This window comes from Streptomyces sp. NPDC001157, from assembly GCF_053598255.1.
In genome coordinates this window covers 230,578-246,320 of record NZ_JBSFJW010000010.1, presented here as the reverse complement: position 1 = coordinate 246,320, position 15,743 = coordinate 230,578, and the positions used below count along the sequence as shown (strand labels likewise).

20 protein-coding genes and 1 pseudogene are annotated in these 15,743 nt (G+C 65.5%); 5 read left to right on the top strand and 16 right to left on the bottom strand.

Annotation, left to right across the window (positions count from 1 at the left end; all coding sequences use genetic code 11):
* On the bottom strand, positions 1-1,082 hold a 1,082-nt coding region (locus ACWDAG_RS20770), incomplete at its 3' end, for a non-reducing end alpha-L-arabinofuranosidase family hydrolase (RefSeq protein WP_450697058.1).
* 515 nt (positions 1,083-1,597) lie between these two features.
* On the opposite strand from ACWDAG_RS20770, the gene ACWDAG_RS20765 reads away from it, so the two are divergent.
* Positions 1,598-1,987, top strand: coding sequence for a VOC family protein (locus tag ACWDAG_RS20765; protein WP_450697057.1), 390 nt, complete (start codon positions 1,598-1,600; stop codon positions 1,985-1,987).
* 91 nt (positions 1,988-2,078) lie between these two features.
* Here ACWDAG_RS20765 and ACWDAG_RS20760 read toward each other — a convergent pair whose 3' ends face one another.
* Both ACWDAG_RS20760 and ACWDAG_RS20755 read right to left on the bottom strand, forming a co-directional pair.
* On the bottom strand, positions 2,079-2,258 hold the full coding sequence (locus ACWDAG_RS20760; protein WP_450697056.1) for a hypothetical protein: 180 nt from the start codon (positions 2,256-2,258) through the stop codon (positions 2,079-2,081).
* A gap of 134 nt (positions 2,259-2,392) precedes the next feature.
* Positions 2,393-3,271 carry a helix-turn-helix transcriptional regulator gene (locus ACWDAG_RS20755; protein ID WP_450697055.1) on the bottom strand — a complete coding sequence of 293 codons (879 nt, stop codon included), beginning with the start codon at positions 3,269-3,271 and terminating at the stop codon, positions 2,393-2,395.
* A 138-nt stretch (positions 3,272-3,409) separates the two neighbouring features.
* On the opposite strand from ACWDAG_RS20755, the gene ACWDAG_RS20750 reads away from it, so the two are divergent.
* Positions 3,410-4,189 carry an NAD(P)H-dependent oxidoreductase gene (locus ACWDAG_RS20750; RefSeq protein WP_450697054.1) on the top strand — a complete coding sequence of 260 codons (780 nt, stop codon included), beginning with the start codon at positions 3,410-3,412 and terminating at the stop codon, positions 4,187-4,189.
* A 244-nt stretch (positions 4,190-4,433) separates the two neighbouring features.
* Entirely contained in the window at positions 4,434-5,072 is a 639-nt protein-coding gene (locus tag ACWDAG_RS20745) for a dihydrofolate reductase family protein (protein ID WP_450697053.1), read from the top strand.
* A 9-nt stretch (positions 5,073-5,081) separates the two neighbouring features.
* On the opposite strand, the gene ACWDAG_RS20740 is transcribed toward ACWDAG_RS20745, so the two are convergent.
* From ACWDAG_RS20740 to ACWDAG_RS20700, 9 genes and pseudogenes are all read right to left on the bottom strand, one after another.
* Positions 5,082-5,558 (bottom strand): hypothetical protein, encoded by a 477-nt coding sequence (locus tag ACWDAG_RS20740; protein ID WP_450697052.1) that lies wholly within the window; start codon positions 5,556-5,558, stop codon positions 5,082-5,084.
* Positions 5,559-5,646: 88 nt separating this feature from the next.
* On the bottom strand, positions 5,647-6,084 hold the full coding sequence (locus ACWDAG_RS20735) for a hypothetical protein (RefSeq protein WP_450697051.1): 438 nt from the start codon (positions 6,082-6,084) through the stop codon (positions 5,647-5,649).
* 209 nt (positions 6,085-6,293) lie between these two features.
* Positions 6,294-6,773 carry a hypothetical protein gene (locus ACWDAG_RS20730; RefSeq protein ID WP_450697050.1) on the bottom strand — a complete coding sequence of 160 codons (480 nt, stop codon included), beginning with the start codon at positions 6,771-6,773 and terminating at the stop codon, positions 6,294-6,296.
* Positions 6,774-7,143: 370 nt separating this feature from the next.
* On the bottom strand, positions 7,144-7,992 hold the full coding sequence (locus tag ACWDAG_RS20725; RefSeq protein ID WP_450697049.1) for a helix-turn-helix domain-containing protein: 849 nt from the start codon (positions 7,990-7,992) through the stop codon (positions 7,144-7,146).
* A 30-nt stretch (positions 7,993-8,022) separates the two neighbouring features.
* On the bottom strand, positions 8,023-8,535 hold the full coding sequence (locus tag ACWDAG_RS20720; protein WP_450697048.1) for a DUF6879 family protein: 513 nt from the start codon (positions 8,533-8,535) through the stop codon (positions 8,023-8,025).
* The gene (locus ACWDAG_RS20715; protein WP_450697047.1) at positions 8,513-8,740 is read right to left on the bottom strand and encodes a hypothetical protein; all 228 of its coding nucleotides are present in this window, start codon (positions 8,738-8,740) and stop codon (positions 8,513-8,515) included. Before ACWDAG_RS20715 ends, ACWDAG_RS20720 begins: the two co-directional genes overlap by 23 nt.
* A gap of 213 nt (positions 8,741-8,953) precedes the next feature.
* A pseudogene (locus ACWDAG_RS20710) lies at positions 8,954-9,575 on the bottom strand (histidine phosphatase family protein).
* A 37-nt stretch (positions 9,576-9,612) separates the two neighbouring features.
* Positions 9,613-9,864: a DUF397 domain-containing protein gene (locus ACWDAG_RS20705; RefSeq protein ID WP_450697046.1), complete on the bottom strand. Its 252-nt coding sequence runs from the start codon at positions 9,862-9,864 to the stop codon at positions 9,613-9,615.
* Positions 9,865-10,710: a helix-turn-helix domain-containing protein gene (locus ACWDAG_RS20700; protein WP_450697045.1), complete on the bottom strand. Its 846-nt coding sequence runs from the start codon at positions 10,708-10,710 to the stop codon at positions 9,865-9,867.
* 219 nt (positions 10,711-10,929) lie between these two features.
* Between ACWDAG_RS20700 and ACWDAG_RS20695 the strand changes: the two genes are divergently transcribed.
* Entirely contained in the window at positions 10,930-11,562 is a 633-nt protein-coding gene (locus tag ACWDAG_RS20695) for an ATP-binding protein (RefSeq protein WP_450697044.1), read from the top strand.
* A gap of 82 nt (positions 11,563-11,644) precedes the next feature.
* On the opposite strand, the gene ACWDAG_RS20690 is transcribed toward ACWDAG_RS20695, so the two are convergent.
* Positions 11,645-12,346 (bottom strand): hypothetical protein, encoded by a 702-nt coding sequence (locus ACWDAG_RS20690; protein ID WP_450697043.1) that lies wholly within the window; start codon positions 12,344-12,346, stop codon positions 11,645-11,647.
* Between the two features lie 162 nt (positions 12,347-12,508).
* Between ACWDAG_RS20690 and ACWDAG_RS20685 the strand changes: the two genes are divergently transcribed.
* Positions 12,509-12,736: a hypothetical protein gene (locus ACWDAG_RS20685; protein WP_450697042.1), complete on the top strand. Its 228-nt coding sequence runs from the start codon at positions 12,509-12,511 to the stop codon at positions 12,734-12,736.
* 503 nt (positions 12,737-13,239) lie between these two features.
* Here ACWDAG_RS20685 and ACWDAG_RS20680 read toward each other — a convergent pair.
* From ACWDAG_RS20680 to ACWDAG_RS20670, 3 genes are all read right to left on the bottom strand, one after another.
* The gene (locus ACWDAG_RS20680; protein ID WP_450697041.1) at positions 13,240-13,365 is read right to left on the bottom strand and encodes a hypothetical protein; all 126 of its coding nucleotides are present in this window, start codon (positions 13,363-13,365) and stop codon (positions 13,240-13,242) included.
* A 113-nt stretch (positions 13,366-13,478) separates the two neighbouring features.
* On the bottom strand, positions 13,479-14,819 hold the full coding sequence (locus ACWDAG_RS20675) for a DNA cytosine methyltransferase (protein ID WP_450697040.1): 1,341 nt from the start codon (positions 14,817-14,819) through the stop codon (positions 13,479-13,481).
* A gap of 229 nt (positions 14,820-15,048) precedes the next feature.
* Positions 15,049-15,738: a hypothetical protein gene (locus tag ACWDAG_RS20670; RefSeq protein ID WP_450697039.1), complete on the bottom strand. Its 690-nt coding sequence runs from the start codon at positions 15,736-15,738 to the stop codon at positions 15,049-15,051.
* Positions 15,739-15,743 lie beyond the last annotated feature (5 nt).

Here is a 15,743-nt window from a genome sequence, read left to right as displayed (position 1 = left end):
ACCTGCGGCGCCTCGAACAGGTTCTTCACCGTGTCGCTCATGACCGTGGTGTACGACGAGCCGAAGTTGCCCGGGAAGTTCCCGATCGGCATGCTTGCCCGGTAGATGCTGCCGTTGTCACCGGCGAAGAACAGGTACATGTTCTGGCCGTCGCCGATCAGGGTCTGGTCGATCGGGGCGGCGCCGCCGGGGAGGCTGCCGGTGAACAGCGCCTGCGGCGCGGACCAGCTGTTGGGGTTGGTGGGGTCGCTGGAGGTGCGGTAGAAGAAGGGCCACTGACCCCACTGGGACGCCAGTACCCAGATGTTCTTGGGCGCGAAGTAGAACAGGGTGGGAGCGACCGTGCCCTGGTTCATCCCGGTCTGGCCGGCCGACGCCATGTCGGACCAGTTCGCGAAGGGGGCGAAGCCCATCGAACCGTATGACCCGGATTGGTTGACGGTCGAGCTGTAGACCAGATGCTTGCCGTTGTACGTCACGTTGGTGAAGTCCTTCAGCGAGACCCACCCGTTCGCCGGCTGCGCCAACGGACCGGTCGAGCTCCACCGGTACGTCGACGGAAGCGAACACGTGCTGCCCGTGCCGGACAGGCCGGTCCACTTCTGGTTGCCGGCGCCGGTGCAGTTCCAGAGCTGCACCGCCGTGCCGTTGGCCGTGGCGCCGCCCGACACGTCCAGGCACAGCCCGGACTCCACGCCGACGACCGTGCCGTCGGAGTTCACGCGCCACTGCTGGTTCGTGCCGCCGTTGCAGGACCAGATCTCCACCTTGGTCCCGGCCGCGGTGGCGTGGCCCGGGACGTCCAGGCACTTGTTCCCGTACACGGTCAGCTGGTTGCTGTCCGTCAGCGTCCACTGCTGGTTGGTCCCGCCCGTGCAGTCCCAGATCTGCAGGAGCGTGCCGTCGGCCTGGCCGGCGCCCGGCACATCGAGACACCGGCCGGAGCCGACGCCGCGTAAGGCGCCGCTGGTGGCGGCCTGAGCCGGGCCGGCGACGAGCAGCGCCGCCAACGAGACCAGGACCGCGACCGCGGCGGCGAGCACCGCAGACGGATGTCTGCGGCTGAAATGTCTTGTGCGCATGGAGACCTCGTAATCCTCGAGCAAGCGGTTCCGGTTGGCCCCGACTGGGGCTGTGCGGACTGTCGATGCAGTGCGGTGCATGTTCGCTATGTCGAACAAGGATCGAAGTGTCGAGCAACCGGATCATAGGGAACCCATGAACGGCGTCAATACCTCTCGCACGATTCGCGAGCAGAAACCTTCGCAGGCTGAAACCGGGCGGCTTCAACTTCCCTGGTGCAGCAGGATCTTGGAGTGAGTGGGAGATGGCGTGCGTGCGGGCCCCGGTGGAGGCCTGCGCTCTCGGGTATCTCCAGGTCAGAGGTGAGGCGGCTCGATCCGGCCGGTCATCAGGACGTTGTGGTTTGCGAAGAGGGTGTCGAGTGCGAAGCGTCGGCGGATGTACGCCGTCCATGCGGCGTTTCGGGGGCACCGAAGTGGTGTGGCCGCTGGTTCCGCACGGCCCCGGCTCACTTACCCCTCCCGGCCACCACCACGTCACCCGAAGGCAGAAGCTGCCGGAGTAGCGTGTGAGCATGGCGGAGTTCGCAGCTGTTCAGGTGAATCTGTGGTGCGACGACGTGGAACGCTGCGCTGCTTTCTTCCGCCGCCTCGGGATGCCCGAGCGCTTCCGCTTTCCGCCGGACGGCGAGCCGCACCAGGTCGAGGTGGATGCTGCAGGAGTGCGGATCGGCTTCAGCTCGGCCCGCGTGGGCGCCGAACTCTTCGGCATCGCCACAATTCCCGGGGAGAACACCGAGGTCGTGTTGTGGTGCGACGACGTCGATGGCCTGCACCGGACGGCACTCGACGCAGGAGGCGAACCCGTGACGAGCCCGACCGACTCACCGGACGGACGTCTTCGATACGCCTGGCTGCGCGATCCCGAGGGGCACCGCGTGAAGCTCGTTCAGGAGCGGCGCTGAGGGCCGCCCCGCAAGGTGCTGCACGAGTGCGGTACTGAGGGTTTCACCTCGGGTGACGGGACTTCGGCGGGTGACTCTGCCTGGTGGTGCGTCACCGCGTCTGGCGGCGCGCCCTTTGCGGCCACTTCACCGCTGCGCGAATCCGCCACCACAGCTTGCGTACCTCAGGAGTCTCAGTGGAGTAGGTGATCGGTGTCTTCGACCCGTAGTCGGGGCCGTGGCCCAGAGACTTGCCCTCGGGCGGGTACTTCTCATGCGGGGTTTGCGTCATTCGCCCTCCTACGGACGATACGTGCCGCAGTTCTTGCGCAGGTCGTTGTCGGACCGGGTCGCCGGGCTGGAGCCGAAAGCGGCCACACCCACCATGACAGGTGACGTTCCCGGCGGTGGACGGGCGTCGGTGAGTCACTCGCGGATCTGAGCGTTCCCTGTGGGATGCGTGTCACTGCTGTGCGTGTCACTGCTGTGCGCGTCACCGCTGTCCGCGCCCAGGCCCGCGAGCAGGCGCAGCCCGTCCGCGGCGGGGCTGCCGGGGTCCGCGGACAGCACCAGCAGCTCCACACCCGACTCGTCCGGTAGTGCGAAGTTCTCCTGGTGCAGTTCCAGCAGTCCGACCAGCGGGTGCCGGTACGCCTTGCGTCCATGTGTGCGGGCGCGCACGTCCGCGCGGGCCCACAGGCGGCGGAAGCGCTCGCTGCCCATCGCCAACTCGCCGATGAGCGAGGCCAGTCGGGAGTCCTCTGGATACTTACCGGCGGCCAGGCGCAGATGCCCGACCACGTCGAGCGTGCACTGCTCCCAGTCCGCGTACAGACCGCGCTCGGCCTCCTCGAGGAAGATGTGCCGCGCGGTGTTCAGGCCCGGCATCGGCCGGCCGTAGAGGAGCCTGGCGAGGCGGTTCCCCGCGAGCACGTCCAGGCGGTGGTTCACGATCAGTGCGGGTGCGTCGGCGACCAGGTCGAGAACCCGTAGCAGCTCCGGCCGGATCCGCCCGCCCGGTGCCTTGGCGCGGCGGCGGCGCTGCCGGGCGAGCCGGTAGAGGTGCTCGCGTTCGGTCTCGTCGAGGCCGAGTACGCGGGCGAGAGCGTCGAGAACCTGCTCGGAGGGCTGGGTCGCGCGGCCCTGCTCAAGGCGTACGTAGTAGTCGACGCTGACTCCGGACAGGTGCGCGACCTCCTCGCGGCGCAGCCCCTCGACCCGGCGGCGGCTGTCGGTGGGGATACCGGCGGCCGCCGGGTCGACCCGGGAACGCCGGGTCCGCAGGAAGCCCGCAAGATCGTCCATGTCCCCAGTATGGCCTCGGAGTTGCCCGTAAGGGTGGTCCTGCCGATACCAGGAAGTCCAGTCCGACGGAAGAGGAGCCCCTGAACGCCGGGCGTCGCGGCACCCAGGATCGAAGGCATCCGATCCGAAGGAGTTCCCATGAAGACGCTGATCGTCTACGCCCACCCGGAGCCGAAGTCGCTCAACAGCTCGCTGAAGAACCTCGCGGTGTCCACATTGGAGAGAGCCGGGCACGAGGTACGGGTGAGCGATCTGTACGCGATGAACTGGAAGGCGGTCGTGGACGCCGCGGACTACGGCCCCCACGCCTCAAGTCCGCTGAAGGTCGCGCTCGACTCGGGCCGGGCCTTCGACGCGGGAACGCTCACCCCGGACGTACGCGCCGAGCAGGAGAAGCTGCTGTGGGCCGACACCATCATCTTCCAGTTCCCGCTGTGGTGGTACACGATGCCCGCGATCCTCAAGGGCTGGGTGGACCGGGTGTTCACCTACCACTTCGCGTACGGCGTCGGCGAGCACAGCGACACCAGGTACGGCGAGCGCTTCGGCGAAGGCACCCTCGCCGGCCGGAGGGCTCTGCTGTCGGTGACCGCCGGCGGACCGGAGTCGCATTACTCCGCCCGCGGCATCAACGGCCCCATCGACGACCTCCTCTTCCCGATCCACCACGGCATCCTCTACTACCCGGGCATCGAGGTGCTGCCGCCGTTCGTGCTGTACGGCGCCGACCGGATGACCGACGAGGACTACCCGGACGTCGCCAAGGCCTGGGAACAGCGCCTGCTCACCCTGGACTCGACCGAACCGATCCCCTTCCGACGGCAGAACTTCGGCGACTACGAGATCCCCTCGCTGCACCTGAAGGAGGGCCTGGAGCCCGCGGGCCGCACGGGGTTCGGGCTGCACGTGCGCGGCTGACCGCCGGTCCGACACCTGTCACGGCCGACCACGCCGCTCACCGGCCCTGTACGTGCAGATACTCGAAGCGGCGCGGGCTTGCTATTCCTCGGAGTCGCCCCACCCGCGCCGCGCACTCGGTACAGGGGCGCGGTGCTGAGTACCGGTACGGCCCGCCGAAAGATTCTGCGCGGGGATGTCGATCCAGGCGGGCTCTGTTCGACGCAGGGGTGAGAGAAGGCCATCAACACGAGAGGTGAAGGCCATGCCCAAGGTCCGCGTACACAACGTGACGATCTCCCTCGACGGCTTCGTGGCCGGCGCGAACCAGCGACTGGACGCCCCCTTCGGTGACGGCGTCGGCTGGGGTGACGAGCTGCATGGCTGGTTCGTCTCCGCGGCGGAAGATGCCGCCGCGGGCAAGACCGGAATCGATGTCGACTACTTCACCCGCGGCGATCAGAACATCGGCGCCACGATCATGGGACGGAACATGTTCGGGCCGCAGCGCGGGCCGTGGGAGGACGAGTCCTGGAAGGGCTGGTGGGGCGACAATCCGCCCTATCACCACGACGTTTTCGTACACACCCACCATCTGCGCCCGACGCTGGAGATGGCCGGCGGAACGACCTTCCACTTCACCGACGAGCAGCTGGACACGGTGCTCCAGCGCGCGTTCGACGCCGCGGGCGGCAAAGACGTCCGGATCGGCGGCGGCGCGGCGGTCATCCAGCAGTATCTGCGCGCCGGGCTGATCGACGAGCTCCACCTGGCGATCGCGCCGATGCTCATCGGGCGCGGGGAGCGGCTGCTCGACAATCTGGGCGACGGGATCGACGGCTACCGGGTGTCCGAGCTGGTCAGCTCATCGACGGTCACGCACGCGGTGCTGGTGCGTCGCTGACGTGCGGGGTCAGGGGGCGCCGGTGGGTGTGCCGCCGCGGCCGCCTCGGTGGTTCGTCGGCGCGGCCTTGGACCTCGTCGCTGCGCGGCGGGAGCTGTAGGCGGGGGCCGGCAGCTCGATCCGGCCGGTCATCAGGACGTCGTGGTTGGCGAACAGTGCGTCGAGGGCGAAGCGTCGGCGGATGTACGCCGTCCAGGTCGCGTCCGGCAGGTCGCTGTAGGCGCTGACCATCCGGGCGCGGCCGGCCTGGATGAGGATCCACCGGGCCTGGTCACCGCCGGTCGTACGCCCGCCAAGGTCTCGCGCGAGCTGCCACAACTCGTCGCCGTCGTGGCCGAGTTCGTCACCGTCTGCGTGGACGACAGTGACGAGTCCGATGTCGCCCAGGCTGCGCTCGTCACTGGACTGAGTCGTGTAGGCGACGGTGAGCTTTTCGAGCGGGAAGACCGTCACGCGGCTGGTCGCGGTCAGCTCGGTCAGGGGCACGGGCAGGATCCGATCTGGCGCGGGGGGAGCGGGCGGGCCGACCTGGGGAAGGCCGGCCCGCCCTGTGGGGGAGGTCAGGGGAGTGCGCTCAGCAGCAGGGGCCGTCGCCGCAGCAGGCGGGCGGGTTGCAGTCGGCCGCCGTACCCCATAGCCGTTCGTCGACCTCGAAGCCGGCCGCGCGGATCTTCCCGACGACTTTCGTCATCAGGCCGCGGGTGCGGGTCTTGCTGTTGGGCTGGTGGTGCAGGAAGTAACCGAACTGCTCCTGGCACCAGTTGGCGTACCAGTCGGTGTGCAGGATGAGCGTGTGCCACCCGGGATCGACCTGCTGGGAGGGGGCCATGGTGGCGCCCTCGCCGGTCGAGCCCATCACATGGACCAGGGCGAGGGCCTGGTCCATGACGCGGTCGGCGACGCCGCGTTCGAGGCCGTACTCGTCAGCGCAGAAGGCGGTGAGCATGTCGAAGTCGGGGTCGGTGACGAGGGAGCGACCGGTACGCGTTGCGGTGGCGACGGTGGTGGTCATCGTGTCGCCTCCGTTGCGTTCCGATCCGGACTTGACGGGGTTGTACAGAGCACGGAATCACCTCACAGTTGGAGGACCTTCGGGTAGCCCTCTCCCTGAGTGCCGAATGCCTGTCGAAGCTCGGGGGGAGGGATTCTGCTTTCGCCGCCGAACGAGTGCGTGGGTCTGACCGCTTCCGATACGGCAGCGAAATTCCGTAAGAGCCACGGTCAGGCGGTGGCGTGCAGCGCCAGCTTTCGTCGGCCATTGGCGACAAGGGAGCGCACAGCTCCGGGGCGGCAGAGATCACCGTCGTATCGCGGCGGCACTGCCCAGTAGGTTCCGGGCGGTTCTCGACGGTCGATGCGAGGGACACCGAGGTAGGTGCCCGTACCCAAGCAGGGCGCATCCTCGTACTGGTCTATCTGCTGGATCACGCCCGCACCCCAGTTGATCAAGGCGTAGTAAGTGGCTCCCGTGGACCGGTGATCGTGGATGATGGGGCCTTGCAGCAACGCATCCAGGGTGGAGGCCACTTGGCAGGCGTCTTCGCTGCTGACGGCGGCGTATACGAGTTCGCCCGGCAGCCGAACCGCTGCGAAGAGGCCGCCCAGCGGGAGTAAGGCGACCCCTCGCGCCGACCACTCCGCGCGGGCCCGCTGCGGTACCGGATGCGCCCGGGCGAGCCATTCAGCGATCAGTCTGTCCATGTCCGCCGCCGTCAGCACGGCAGCTGCCGAGGATGGGCTGATCCGGATCCTTGCAGGCGCTGCAAGTCACCTCGGTCCCCAGCACTGGTGCTGCCTGCCGCGTAGTGCAGCGGAGGACTTCCGTTCTGCCCTGTGGCCACAGCAAAGTGCGGATCAAGGGCTGTTGCCCCTGTGCTGTTGCCCGGCGGCTCATCGCTGTTCTTGGAGACGACCAGGTGCCCTTCGTACCCGAAGAGTGCCATCGCTTCCCTGAGCTGTGCTCTCGCCTTGCTTGCCACGGCTGCTCACTCCTCGTAGCTGCTTTCCGTGACAATGACGCTACGAAGCGTGGAGAAGTGCCCTCAATAAACGTGCCAGAACTTGCCGACGATCACCCCAGAGAGTCGATGGCCGACGTGATCAGCTCGCGGGCTGCCGAGCCGTAGACAGCCAACTTCGAGAGTGCCGTGAAGGTCTGCGCGTACAGGTTGATCTCATGGGCCTGCGTGACAGTCAGGTGCGCGGAGACGAGCTCGACGTTGGTCACTTCCGCGTCGTACAGGAAGAACCCTTCCACAGGCCAGATCTGTGACCGATCGGCTGTCAGCGGGATGATTCCGAGGGAAACCGAAGGGAGGGAAGCGGCGGTCAGCAAGTGGCCGAGCTGCCCTGCCATGACCTCGGGGCCGCCGATGCGGTACCGCAGGGCGGCCTCCTCCAAGACGATCGCGAAGCTGTGGTTGCCCTCATGGATGACGTGCTGTTTGTCGAGGCGGACACGTACCGCTTCTTCCACGTCGTCGGCCAACTGCCTGCGATCGCGGATCGACTTCAGTAGAGCTTCGATGTACGGGCCGGTCTGCACGGGGCCCGGAATGAGCCAGGACGAGTAGATGCGGAAGCGGCGGGTGCGTTCCCAGAGCGGGACCACTGACTCTTGTGCACGTCGCAGCCCAGACCGCTCCATGCGCCGCCACTCCACGTACATGCCGTCGATGCCGCGCGCGGTCGTCACGAGATCGTCGGCAATGTGTGGCACGCCGCAATGCAGCGCCCATGCCCGGAGATCAGCTTCCGAGGGGCTGCGAGCGCCGCTCTCATATCGGGAGCATTTGGATTCGTGCCAGTCGGCGAGGACGGCCAACGCCCGCGCGGTCAGGCCGGCGTCGAGCCGGATTTCGCGCAGGCGCTTGCCGAGAGCCTTTCGGGCTTCGTGAACGCTTGAGGAAGGGGACGACATGATGTTGACGCAGGCCTCTTCCCCTACCGATCAGGCGAGTTGGTAGTCGGCGTGCGGGATGCCCAGATCCCAGACTCCTTCAAAGGCACTTGCGCACAGTTTGATCTCCTGGGGATCTGTGCTGAGCTCGGGGTCCAGCCATTCGCCCTCGCCATCGAAGTGGTTCACCAGCAGCAGGGATGAGTCGAACAGCCAGAAGTCGTTGCCGGGCAAGGCTATGCCGGTGGCCCTTCGCCGAGGAAGCCAGCGCACTTCTTCGCCTGCGGCGATGTTCAGGCCGTTCGTCACCTCGTGCTCGAACCGGATGTACTTGCTCACGGGTTCCGACACGATGCGCGCACGGCGGACCTTCACGCCCCGGCCTGTCGCCTCCGTGACCAGGGCCAACCAGTCGGCCCACCTCTCTGCCGGGTCGATGGCAACGCCAGCGGCCCAGTCGACGTAGGACGGGTCCGACTGCATGTAGGAGTCCCGCATCTCCAGGTGCACCGCCGACTCCCGGCAGTCGCGGAACAGTTCCTCAAACGTCGGAACCGTGCTCACGCTGTACCTCCAAGAAGAACTGAACCATGCGTCGAGGGATCTCCACGACGGACTCGTGGCTGGGGATGTCCATCTGGCCCAGTCGCTCGTCGTCCAGCACCTTCCAGCCTTGAACAAGGTAGGTGTTCTTCTCGTCGTCCAGATACACCGTGGGGGAGCCCCCGCTGGGGCTCTCAGGATCCTTGCCGAGCTTGCGCAGGGTCATGCTGCCGACCTCCGTCATGGGCGTGATCTGTATGCCAGAGCGTGCCGTAAGGGCGCCTGCAACGGACAGGAACTTGCCGGAACTTGCCAGGGGTGCTAGCAACCGCATCTTCCAGCCACCCGGAGTCTCATCCTCCCGGCCAGGGTGCTCTGAAGGGCCATGCTCGTCGATGCCCTTCGCTTGGCGCGACGAGCCATGGCCTGACGGTCGACTTCAGATGTGCTGTTCGGGGGGAAATCCCGTCCAGCGCAGATCGGTGTGCAGGTGCCGCATGTCGTTGGAGACGAGGATGGAGGCGGACCGACCGGGCGCGTAGCGGATGACCGTGAGTGCCGCGTTGCAGTGGTTGAGGCCGAGCCAACGCCACTTCGGTGCATGCATGGCGTCCCGGACGAGCCAGGCGATCAGGAAGTTGTGGGTGACGACAAGTTCGTGCCGGTCCTCTTCGGCCTCCACCGCCCAGGTGAACAGATCCAGAGCTTGGCGGGCCAGCGCAGATTCGTGCTTCCGCTCCTAGTCGGTGGCTTCAGCGAGGAGGCGGAGATAGAAGTCTGCTGATCCGGCCGGTAGCTCTTCTTTTCAGGTATGTAGGCACGTAGTCACCGGCGACTTCCGAGACGTGCAGAGGAACGCTTTTCAGTTGGTCGCCGATCAGGCGTGCGGTCTGTTCTGCACGCGGCAGAGGACCGTAGTGAACAGCTGTGAAGGGAATGTCCCGTAGGCGTTGGCCGAGCAGTGTGGCTTGCCGTCGGCCAGCCTCTGTTATCCCGCTCTCGTCCGGTAGTGCCTCGCCGTGCCGGACAAGATAGAGCTAGCCGGTGGCTGCACCGGTCATCTCACGTTCCTCTCACGCCCACTAGTGATCTTGTGCATCAACGGACGCGAGACCGGCTCGAGCCGCGACTCGCGGACTTCAGCTCCCCGCCGTCGGTCGAAGCAACCGCCAAGAAGCTGTCCCAGGCTTTCGCAGAAACCGTGAGGTGTTGGTGGCTAGGGCGCTTGGAGTCCCGCACGAGCACTCCGGACGACACGAAGGCGGCCTCGACGCATTCGGTCGTGTTGGCGCCGCTGTATGACGACTTGAACCAGGCGGGCTCGGAGACAGGCTGGAGGCCGATGGACATCTACAGCTCCTTGCGGGCGCGGTGGATCATGGCTGAGGACGCTTCCATGTCCAACGCTTGTGCGCGCAGGTACTCGAACGCAAGTCTGTATCGTTCCAGTTCCTCGTCCTTCTCCAGGAAGAGGGAGCCGGTGTGGAAGTCGACGTACACGACGTCGAGCGCCGGCTCCGTGCTCCCGATGATGACGAAGCTTCCGAGTGCAGCCCCATGGGCGCCCTTGGAGAAGGGAAGCACCTGAAGCGTTATGTGAGGTGACTCGTTCGCTTCGAGGAGACGGTCGAGCTGCTCCCTCATCGTTGCCGGTGATCCGACGACGCGGCGGAGCACGGACTCGTCGAGGATCGCCCACAGGTTCAGCGGCTTCGGGCGGGTGAGGATGTCTTGCCGCTTCATCCGGATGTCGACGAGCCTCTCGATCTCTGCCTGCTCCAGGGGTACTTCGTTGGCCTTCTGCAGCGCGGAGGTGTAGGCGCGCGTTTGCAGGAGACCAGGGACGTAGACACACGAGAAGTGGCTCTCGCGCACGGCCTCGTCCTCAAGGGTGAGCAGAAGGTTCATGCTCTCTGGAATGTCGTCGGCGAAGGAACTCCACCAGCCTTGCTGCTTGGCATCCTTGGCGAGTCCGACAACCGCGTTGCGCTCAGATTCGGTTGCGCCGTATTCGCGGCACAGCGCATCGATGACGATCCACTTGACGGGCCCGGACTGGGTTTCGTACCTGCTGACCGTCGCCTTGGATACGCCGACGAGCTGCCCGGCCTCCTCAAGTGTCAGGCCCTTTCGGGCACGCAACTTGCGCATCGTTGCGCCCAGTTGGCGACGACGGGTTGTGGTCCGTTCGGGCATGCGGCTCCTTCGCCATGTGCCGGGCGGCAGGCCCGGATATCCCCATCAGGCTAGGCAGTTGTGCAGCGCTCCCACGCCAGATTCACCCGATAGATTCTCGTGAGAAGTTACACAGTGAGATTTCTCTGTGTCATCCTCGCTCTCAGACCGCTACGCAGTGCAGCCGTACGGACACGGCAGGCGCAGCATTGTGTGGCTTGGGAGGGAGGAGTGGCCCACATGCCTGGCTACGAAGTCACCGAACCCCGACTCCGCTGTGTCCTGCCCTTTGAGGCGGCGCCGGCGGAAGTGCGCTTACTGCGGAGAGCCGCCCTCACGCAGTTGCGCCGATGGGGAATGCCGGTGCCCGCCGACGAAGCAGAACTGCTTGTCACCGAGCTGGCAACGAACGTCGTCAAGCACGTCGGCGAGGGCGCGCCCGCCAGTCTGATCCTTGAGTGGCGAGGAGAGCGTCTCCGCCTCGAGGTGCACGACAAGAGCCAGGCGGTGCCATCGCCCGGCACAGCGAATTGTGATGCTGAGTGCGGTCGAGGCCTGCATCTGCTCGCGGCCCTGTCGGCGGACTGGGGCACGCTGCTGACCGCGGCTGGTAAGGCGGTTTGGTGCGAGATCCCGATCAGTGCCGGACGTACCTGCCGACGCATCGAGCGGGCTGCCGAAGCGCTTGAGAACTATCAGGGGAGCAGCCGAGGTCTTTGTCTGCTGGGCAGCAGCCGGGAGGCGGGGCTTGAAGAGTCGGCGGTCGAGCTGATCGCGGACTTGCTTCACTGGACCGCTGCACGCGGTCATGATCCGGACGATTTTCTCGACCGTGCTCAGATGCACTACGAGGCGGAAGCGGACGCAGCCTGACTGTGTCCTTGATCGGTTGTGGGCGTCTTCGCTCTGTCACGGTATCTGGCATCACCAGATACCGTGACAGAGCGCGAAGAGGTCAGTCTTCCTCGATCAACGCACCCGCAAGCTGCAACATCACGTTCACCTTGTCGTCGCGGCCCAACCGCAGCCAGTCGGCAAAGATCCTATCCACCTCGTCCCGCTCCCGGTGACCGGACTTCATGAGCAGGTACAGCCGACGCTTCTCCTCGCGGCTGCTTAGGCTGAACGCTCGCGCCAGCACCTCGTCTGGAGCCGGGAGTATCCTCCTGCTCCCCCTCGATCCGGCATTGCACCGTTGGCACTCCACGCGGAGGTTCGCCAACTCGGTGTCTACGGGCGGCGTCGGATCAACGAAGTGAACGCTGAGCACTGCCCGTTGATCCTCGTCGTCGGGGTAGGGCTCGGCAGCCTGCATGCCGCATGTCTGGCAGGCGAAGTCCGCCCGTTCGAGAGCTTCACGCCGACGGACGGCGGGTATCCGCGGCCGCGGAGCTTCCTTCGGCTGTTCCCCTAGATCGATACGGGTTCCGATCTCCGACAGCCGGTATTCGTCTGGCTGGAGGCGGGGATCGGTCTTGTAGTTGTCGATCCGCCAGCCCAGTTCGCGCAGGTCACGCATACGGCGATCAGCCTGGGCCACGCCAGGGACTCCATCGAATAGCTGGAGCTTGGTGAAGACGTTGCCTTCCCCTACAGCCGCCAGGAACTCGGCGACCTTCACCTTCGATGACCGCCGCACGGGGCGCTCCTCTGTCATCGCTTCCTCCTGTCCGGCCCGCTTTTATTTGGCGCCGTCCCAACTCGTGGCGGTGACGGCTCGAACTAGTGTACCGTCGGCCCTGCCCGATCATGCTGCCGACAGCGTTCGGCAACGTCCGGCAGAAACCTTACGGCAGACCAGGGAGGTAAGGCGATACCGATGGAAAGCGTTGGCTGGGCCGCTGCCGCGTTGTCGGCGCTCGGGGGCGTCATCGTCGTGGTGAGCTACGTACTGGACCAGGTTCCCGTCTTGGTCACCAAGGCGGAGCGGGCCATTGCCGCCTTGCGTCGTCTGCGGGCTATCTGGCGTGCGAGCGACAAGCCGACGCAGGAGCGCCAGCCGTCACCGGAAGAGGAGGGGAGCGAGTCTGCAGGGCGACGATTGTGATCACCTTCAATGAAGGTGTGCACGTCGGGGCTGAGAACTGTCTCGCAATGATCGTGCGGTACCACGTCGCAGGCGCTGTCGACCGGCTAATCCAGGGTGGTCGCCCATGCCGTCGGCGCTGCGAAATCGTTGCTGGGGAGCCCGGATCGGAGGTCGACCTGGTGCGGTAGTGCGGGACCGTCGTGGTGTCCGATCACCCAGGCGCGATCCGCCTCCGTGATCTAGTCGCGGGGGAACGCCCGACTTCGCCTGCGCGACGGTCCGCCAGACTCGGCGCGACGCAGGGCCATGCGATGAAGGTCGGCAGACAGCCTGGCGAAATTCCAGCTGGCAGGGATCTCAATGGACCAGAGCTCTGGGCGGGCGTCGGTGAATTGGTGGCACCGAGTGCCGCCTTTTGCTCCGGCGGTTGCCCCGAGTGCACTCCTTTGCATGCGCTGGCATGCTGGAGAAGCCGATCGATCGGCCTCTATAGCCTTACTGTGCGGTGAATTGACGGAGGGTCATGAGATGAAGAGCGACCGCAGCGCCACCCAGCCTGAGCGCAGCGTGCCCGCGTTGGTCATCCGTATCGGCGGATTCCGCATGACACTCGAACGCGTTCCGGCGAGGCTCTTGACGGTCCTCATGACTTGCAGGGTTCCGCGTTCAGGGCATGGCTTCCTGCCCGATGACCGGTCGCGAAAAATGCGCAGCTCCTCAAGGATCGGCATTGCAGCAGACAGCGAGCTCCGCTGAGGTCTTAGCTGATCTTTGCGCGGTATTGGGTGAACAAGTCATGGCGCTGGTGGTCATCCTGGCCAACGAATGCCTTGAACTGCCCTAGGCTGTAGGCGAGTTCACCCGACTTTCGCTCTACCTTCTCCAGCTCGAAGTCATGCCCCAAGTGGTTCAAGCGTCGCTCCACCTCGGGCTGATCCATAGACACGCCAGTTTTTGCGAGTCTGGTAATGATCTGCTCGACCGTAAGCGGACGGGACTGCTGCCGCAGCAGCTTGTACACGGGGTCGTGGACTGTGTTGGACGTCTCAACGATGGGGCGCGGCTCTCCCTTCTGGAGGAGGGCGTCTCTGATAGCTTCCCCAAGGGCTTTGGCGACAGGAGGGGGGAAAGCGTTGCCGATCTGACGGTATACCGACGTTTTGAGCCCAAGGAATTCCCAGTCGGCGAACTCGCCGTGCCACCCCTGAATCCTGGCGACCATCTGGGTCGTGAGCTTCGGGCCAGTAGCACCGTTGACGGGTTTGAAACCTGCCTTGGGGGCATCGTTAGCAACGCCCATCGCGTCAACTCCCAGCTCGGCCCAGGCTCTCTTGGCCCGGGTCGGTCCGAGATCGGCTCCACCGTGCTTCTTCGAACCGCCGACGATCGTGGGAGCGATGTCGTTGGCTTTTTCCACCCAGGCCTCTACCTCTTCGTCACCCCAGCCGTTCGCGCCCATGAGATCAACAAGCGTCTGCCCGACGGTAGGAGCTCCGTCAGGGTTTCCTTGAGGCCATTGGAAATACTCGGCATATTCAGGGAGAAGTGCGACAAGAACAAACCGTGGCCTGAGCTGAGGAACTCCGAAGTGTGAAGCATGAAGAAGCTGCCAGGTCGCGATGTAGCCGAATTCATGCAGCTTGTCAAGAACTGCTTGCCTGTATCCCGAGAACCTCTTGGCGCTGAGGCCGCGTACATTTTCTAGCAGTAGAGCCTTAGGCCTTACGCGGCCACACAGCTCGATAGCCCAGGCAAACAGGTCTCGCTCATCGCCAGAGCCCAGCTGTTTTCCGGCGATGCTGAATGGAGGGCAGGGAACGCCTCCTGCCAAGAGAGCGATTTCCCTGTCCTTGTAGGAGTCCGGATCCCAGACGTTGGGGTCTGCGACATCGCCGACCCTAACGAGATCGTCTGGTACGTCCACGCCATCTTTCTTCAGAACCCTGCGCAGGTTCTGGTCCAACGTGTGAGCTGCGTGTTTGTCCAACTCAACAGCGAGGAGATGGGTGAATCCAGCCTGATGCAGTCCGAATGACTGACCGCCAGCGCCGGCGCAGATCTCGATCACTTCGAGTGTCTGCTCGTGCTCCGCCGCCGACATTGTGATCTCCTTCCAAGCGCCGGCTGAGCCAGCGCAGGGGGAGCACCGGTAGTGCTCGCCCCACATACGTAACAGGTGTCCCGCTCTACGTGAACCCGGCAGCACCCTAGCCGCAGACCAGCGGACGAGGGCTATGGGCGCGTAAGGTGCGAAGATTTTGCAGTCTACGGCGCCTCAGTGACAACGTCAGACGCGACTGCCTCTGGGCGCGGCAGCAGGCAGCCGTTCCTCAGCCTTGAAGAGCTGACCTGAGTTCGTCTCGGGCATCGGCAGGGAGCCGCCGGTAGGCGTTCCAGGCGCGATCCAGAGGTGTTGTGCCCCGGCGCCCCCGCTCCATCCACCGGAGGAGACGCCGCTGCTCTTCGGGGCCAAGACCCCTGATTTCGGCCAGGGCTTCGTCAGCACGCGCGATGCCTCCGTCAGAGCCGGACCGGCAGCGCTTGCACTCTGTCACCAGGAGGGTTTCCTCGCTGCCGTCAGGCATGATCGTCTTGCGCCGGGTGGCGGACAGCACAGCGGTTTGGTTGGAGTCGTCGTGGTAGGACTCGCCTCCAGAAATGCCGCAGACAGTGCACATGTAGTGATCCCTGGCCATGGCAGCCTGCTTCTCCTTGCTGGAGACAGCCTTCTGCGGCGCTGCGGCGCGTCGGGCCACCGGATCCCAGACCGGCACGCCGGCCTTCTCAAAGCGCTGGTCCTCGGATGTCAGCGTCGCGTCCTCGGCGTTGGTGAGCATGACCCAGCCGTAGTCGCGAAGATCGCGGATGCGCCGGTCCGCCTGCGAGACCCCAGGGAAGGCCTCGCGGATACGTTCCTTGTTGAAGGTGTTCCCCTCGCCGACCACTTGGACAAGCCAGAGAGCTCCGCGGACCATCGTTCCGGCCTTGAGCTCAGGGTCATCCCAGGCGGGCAGCGTCACGTCGT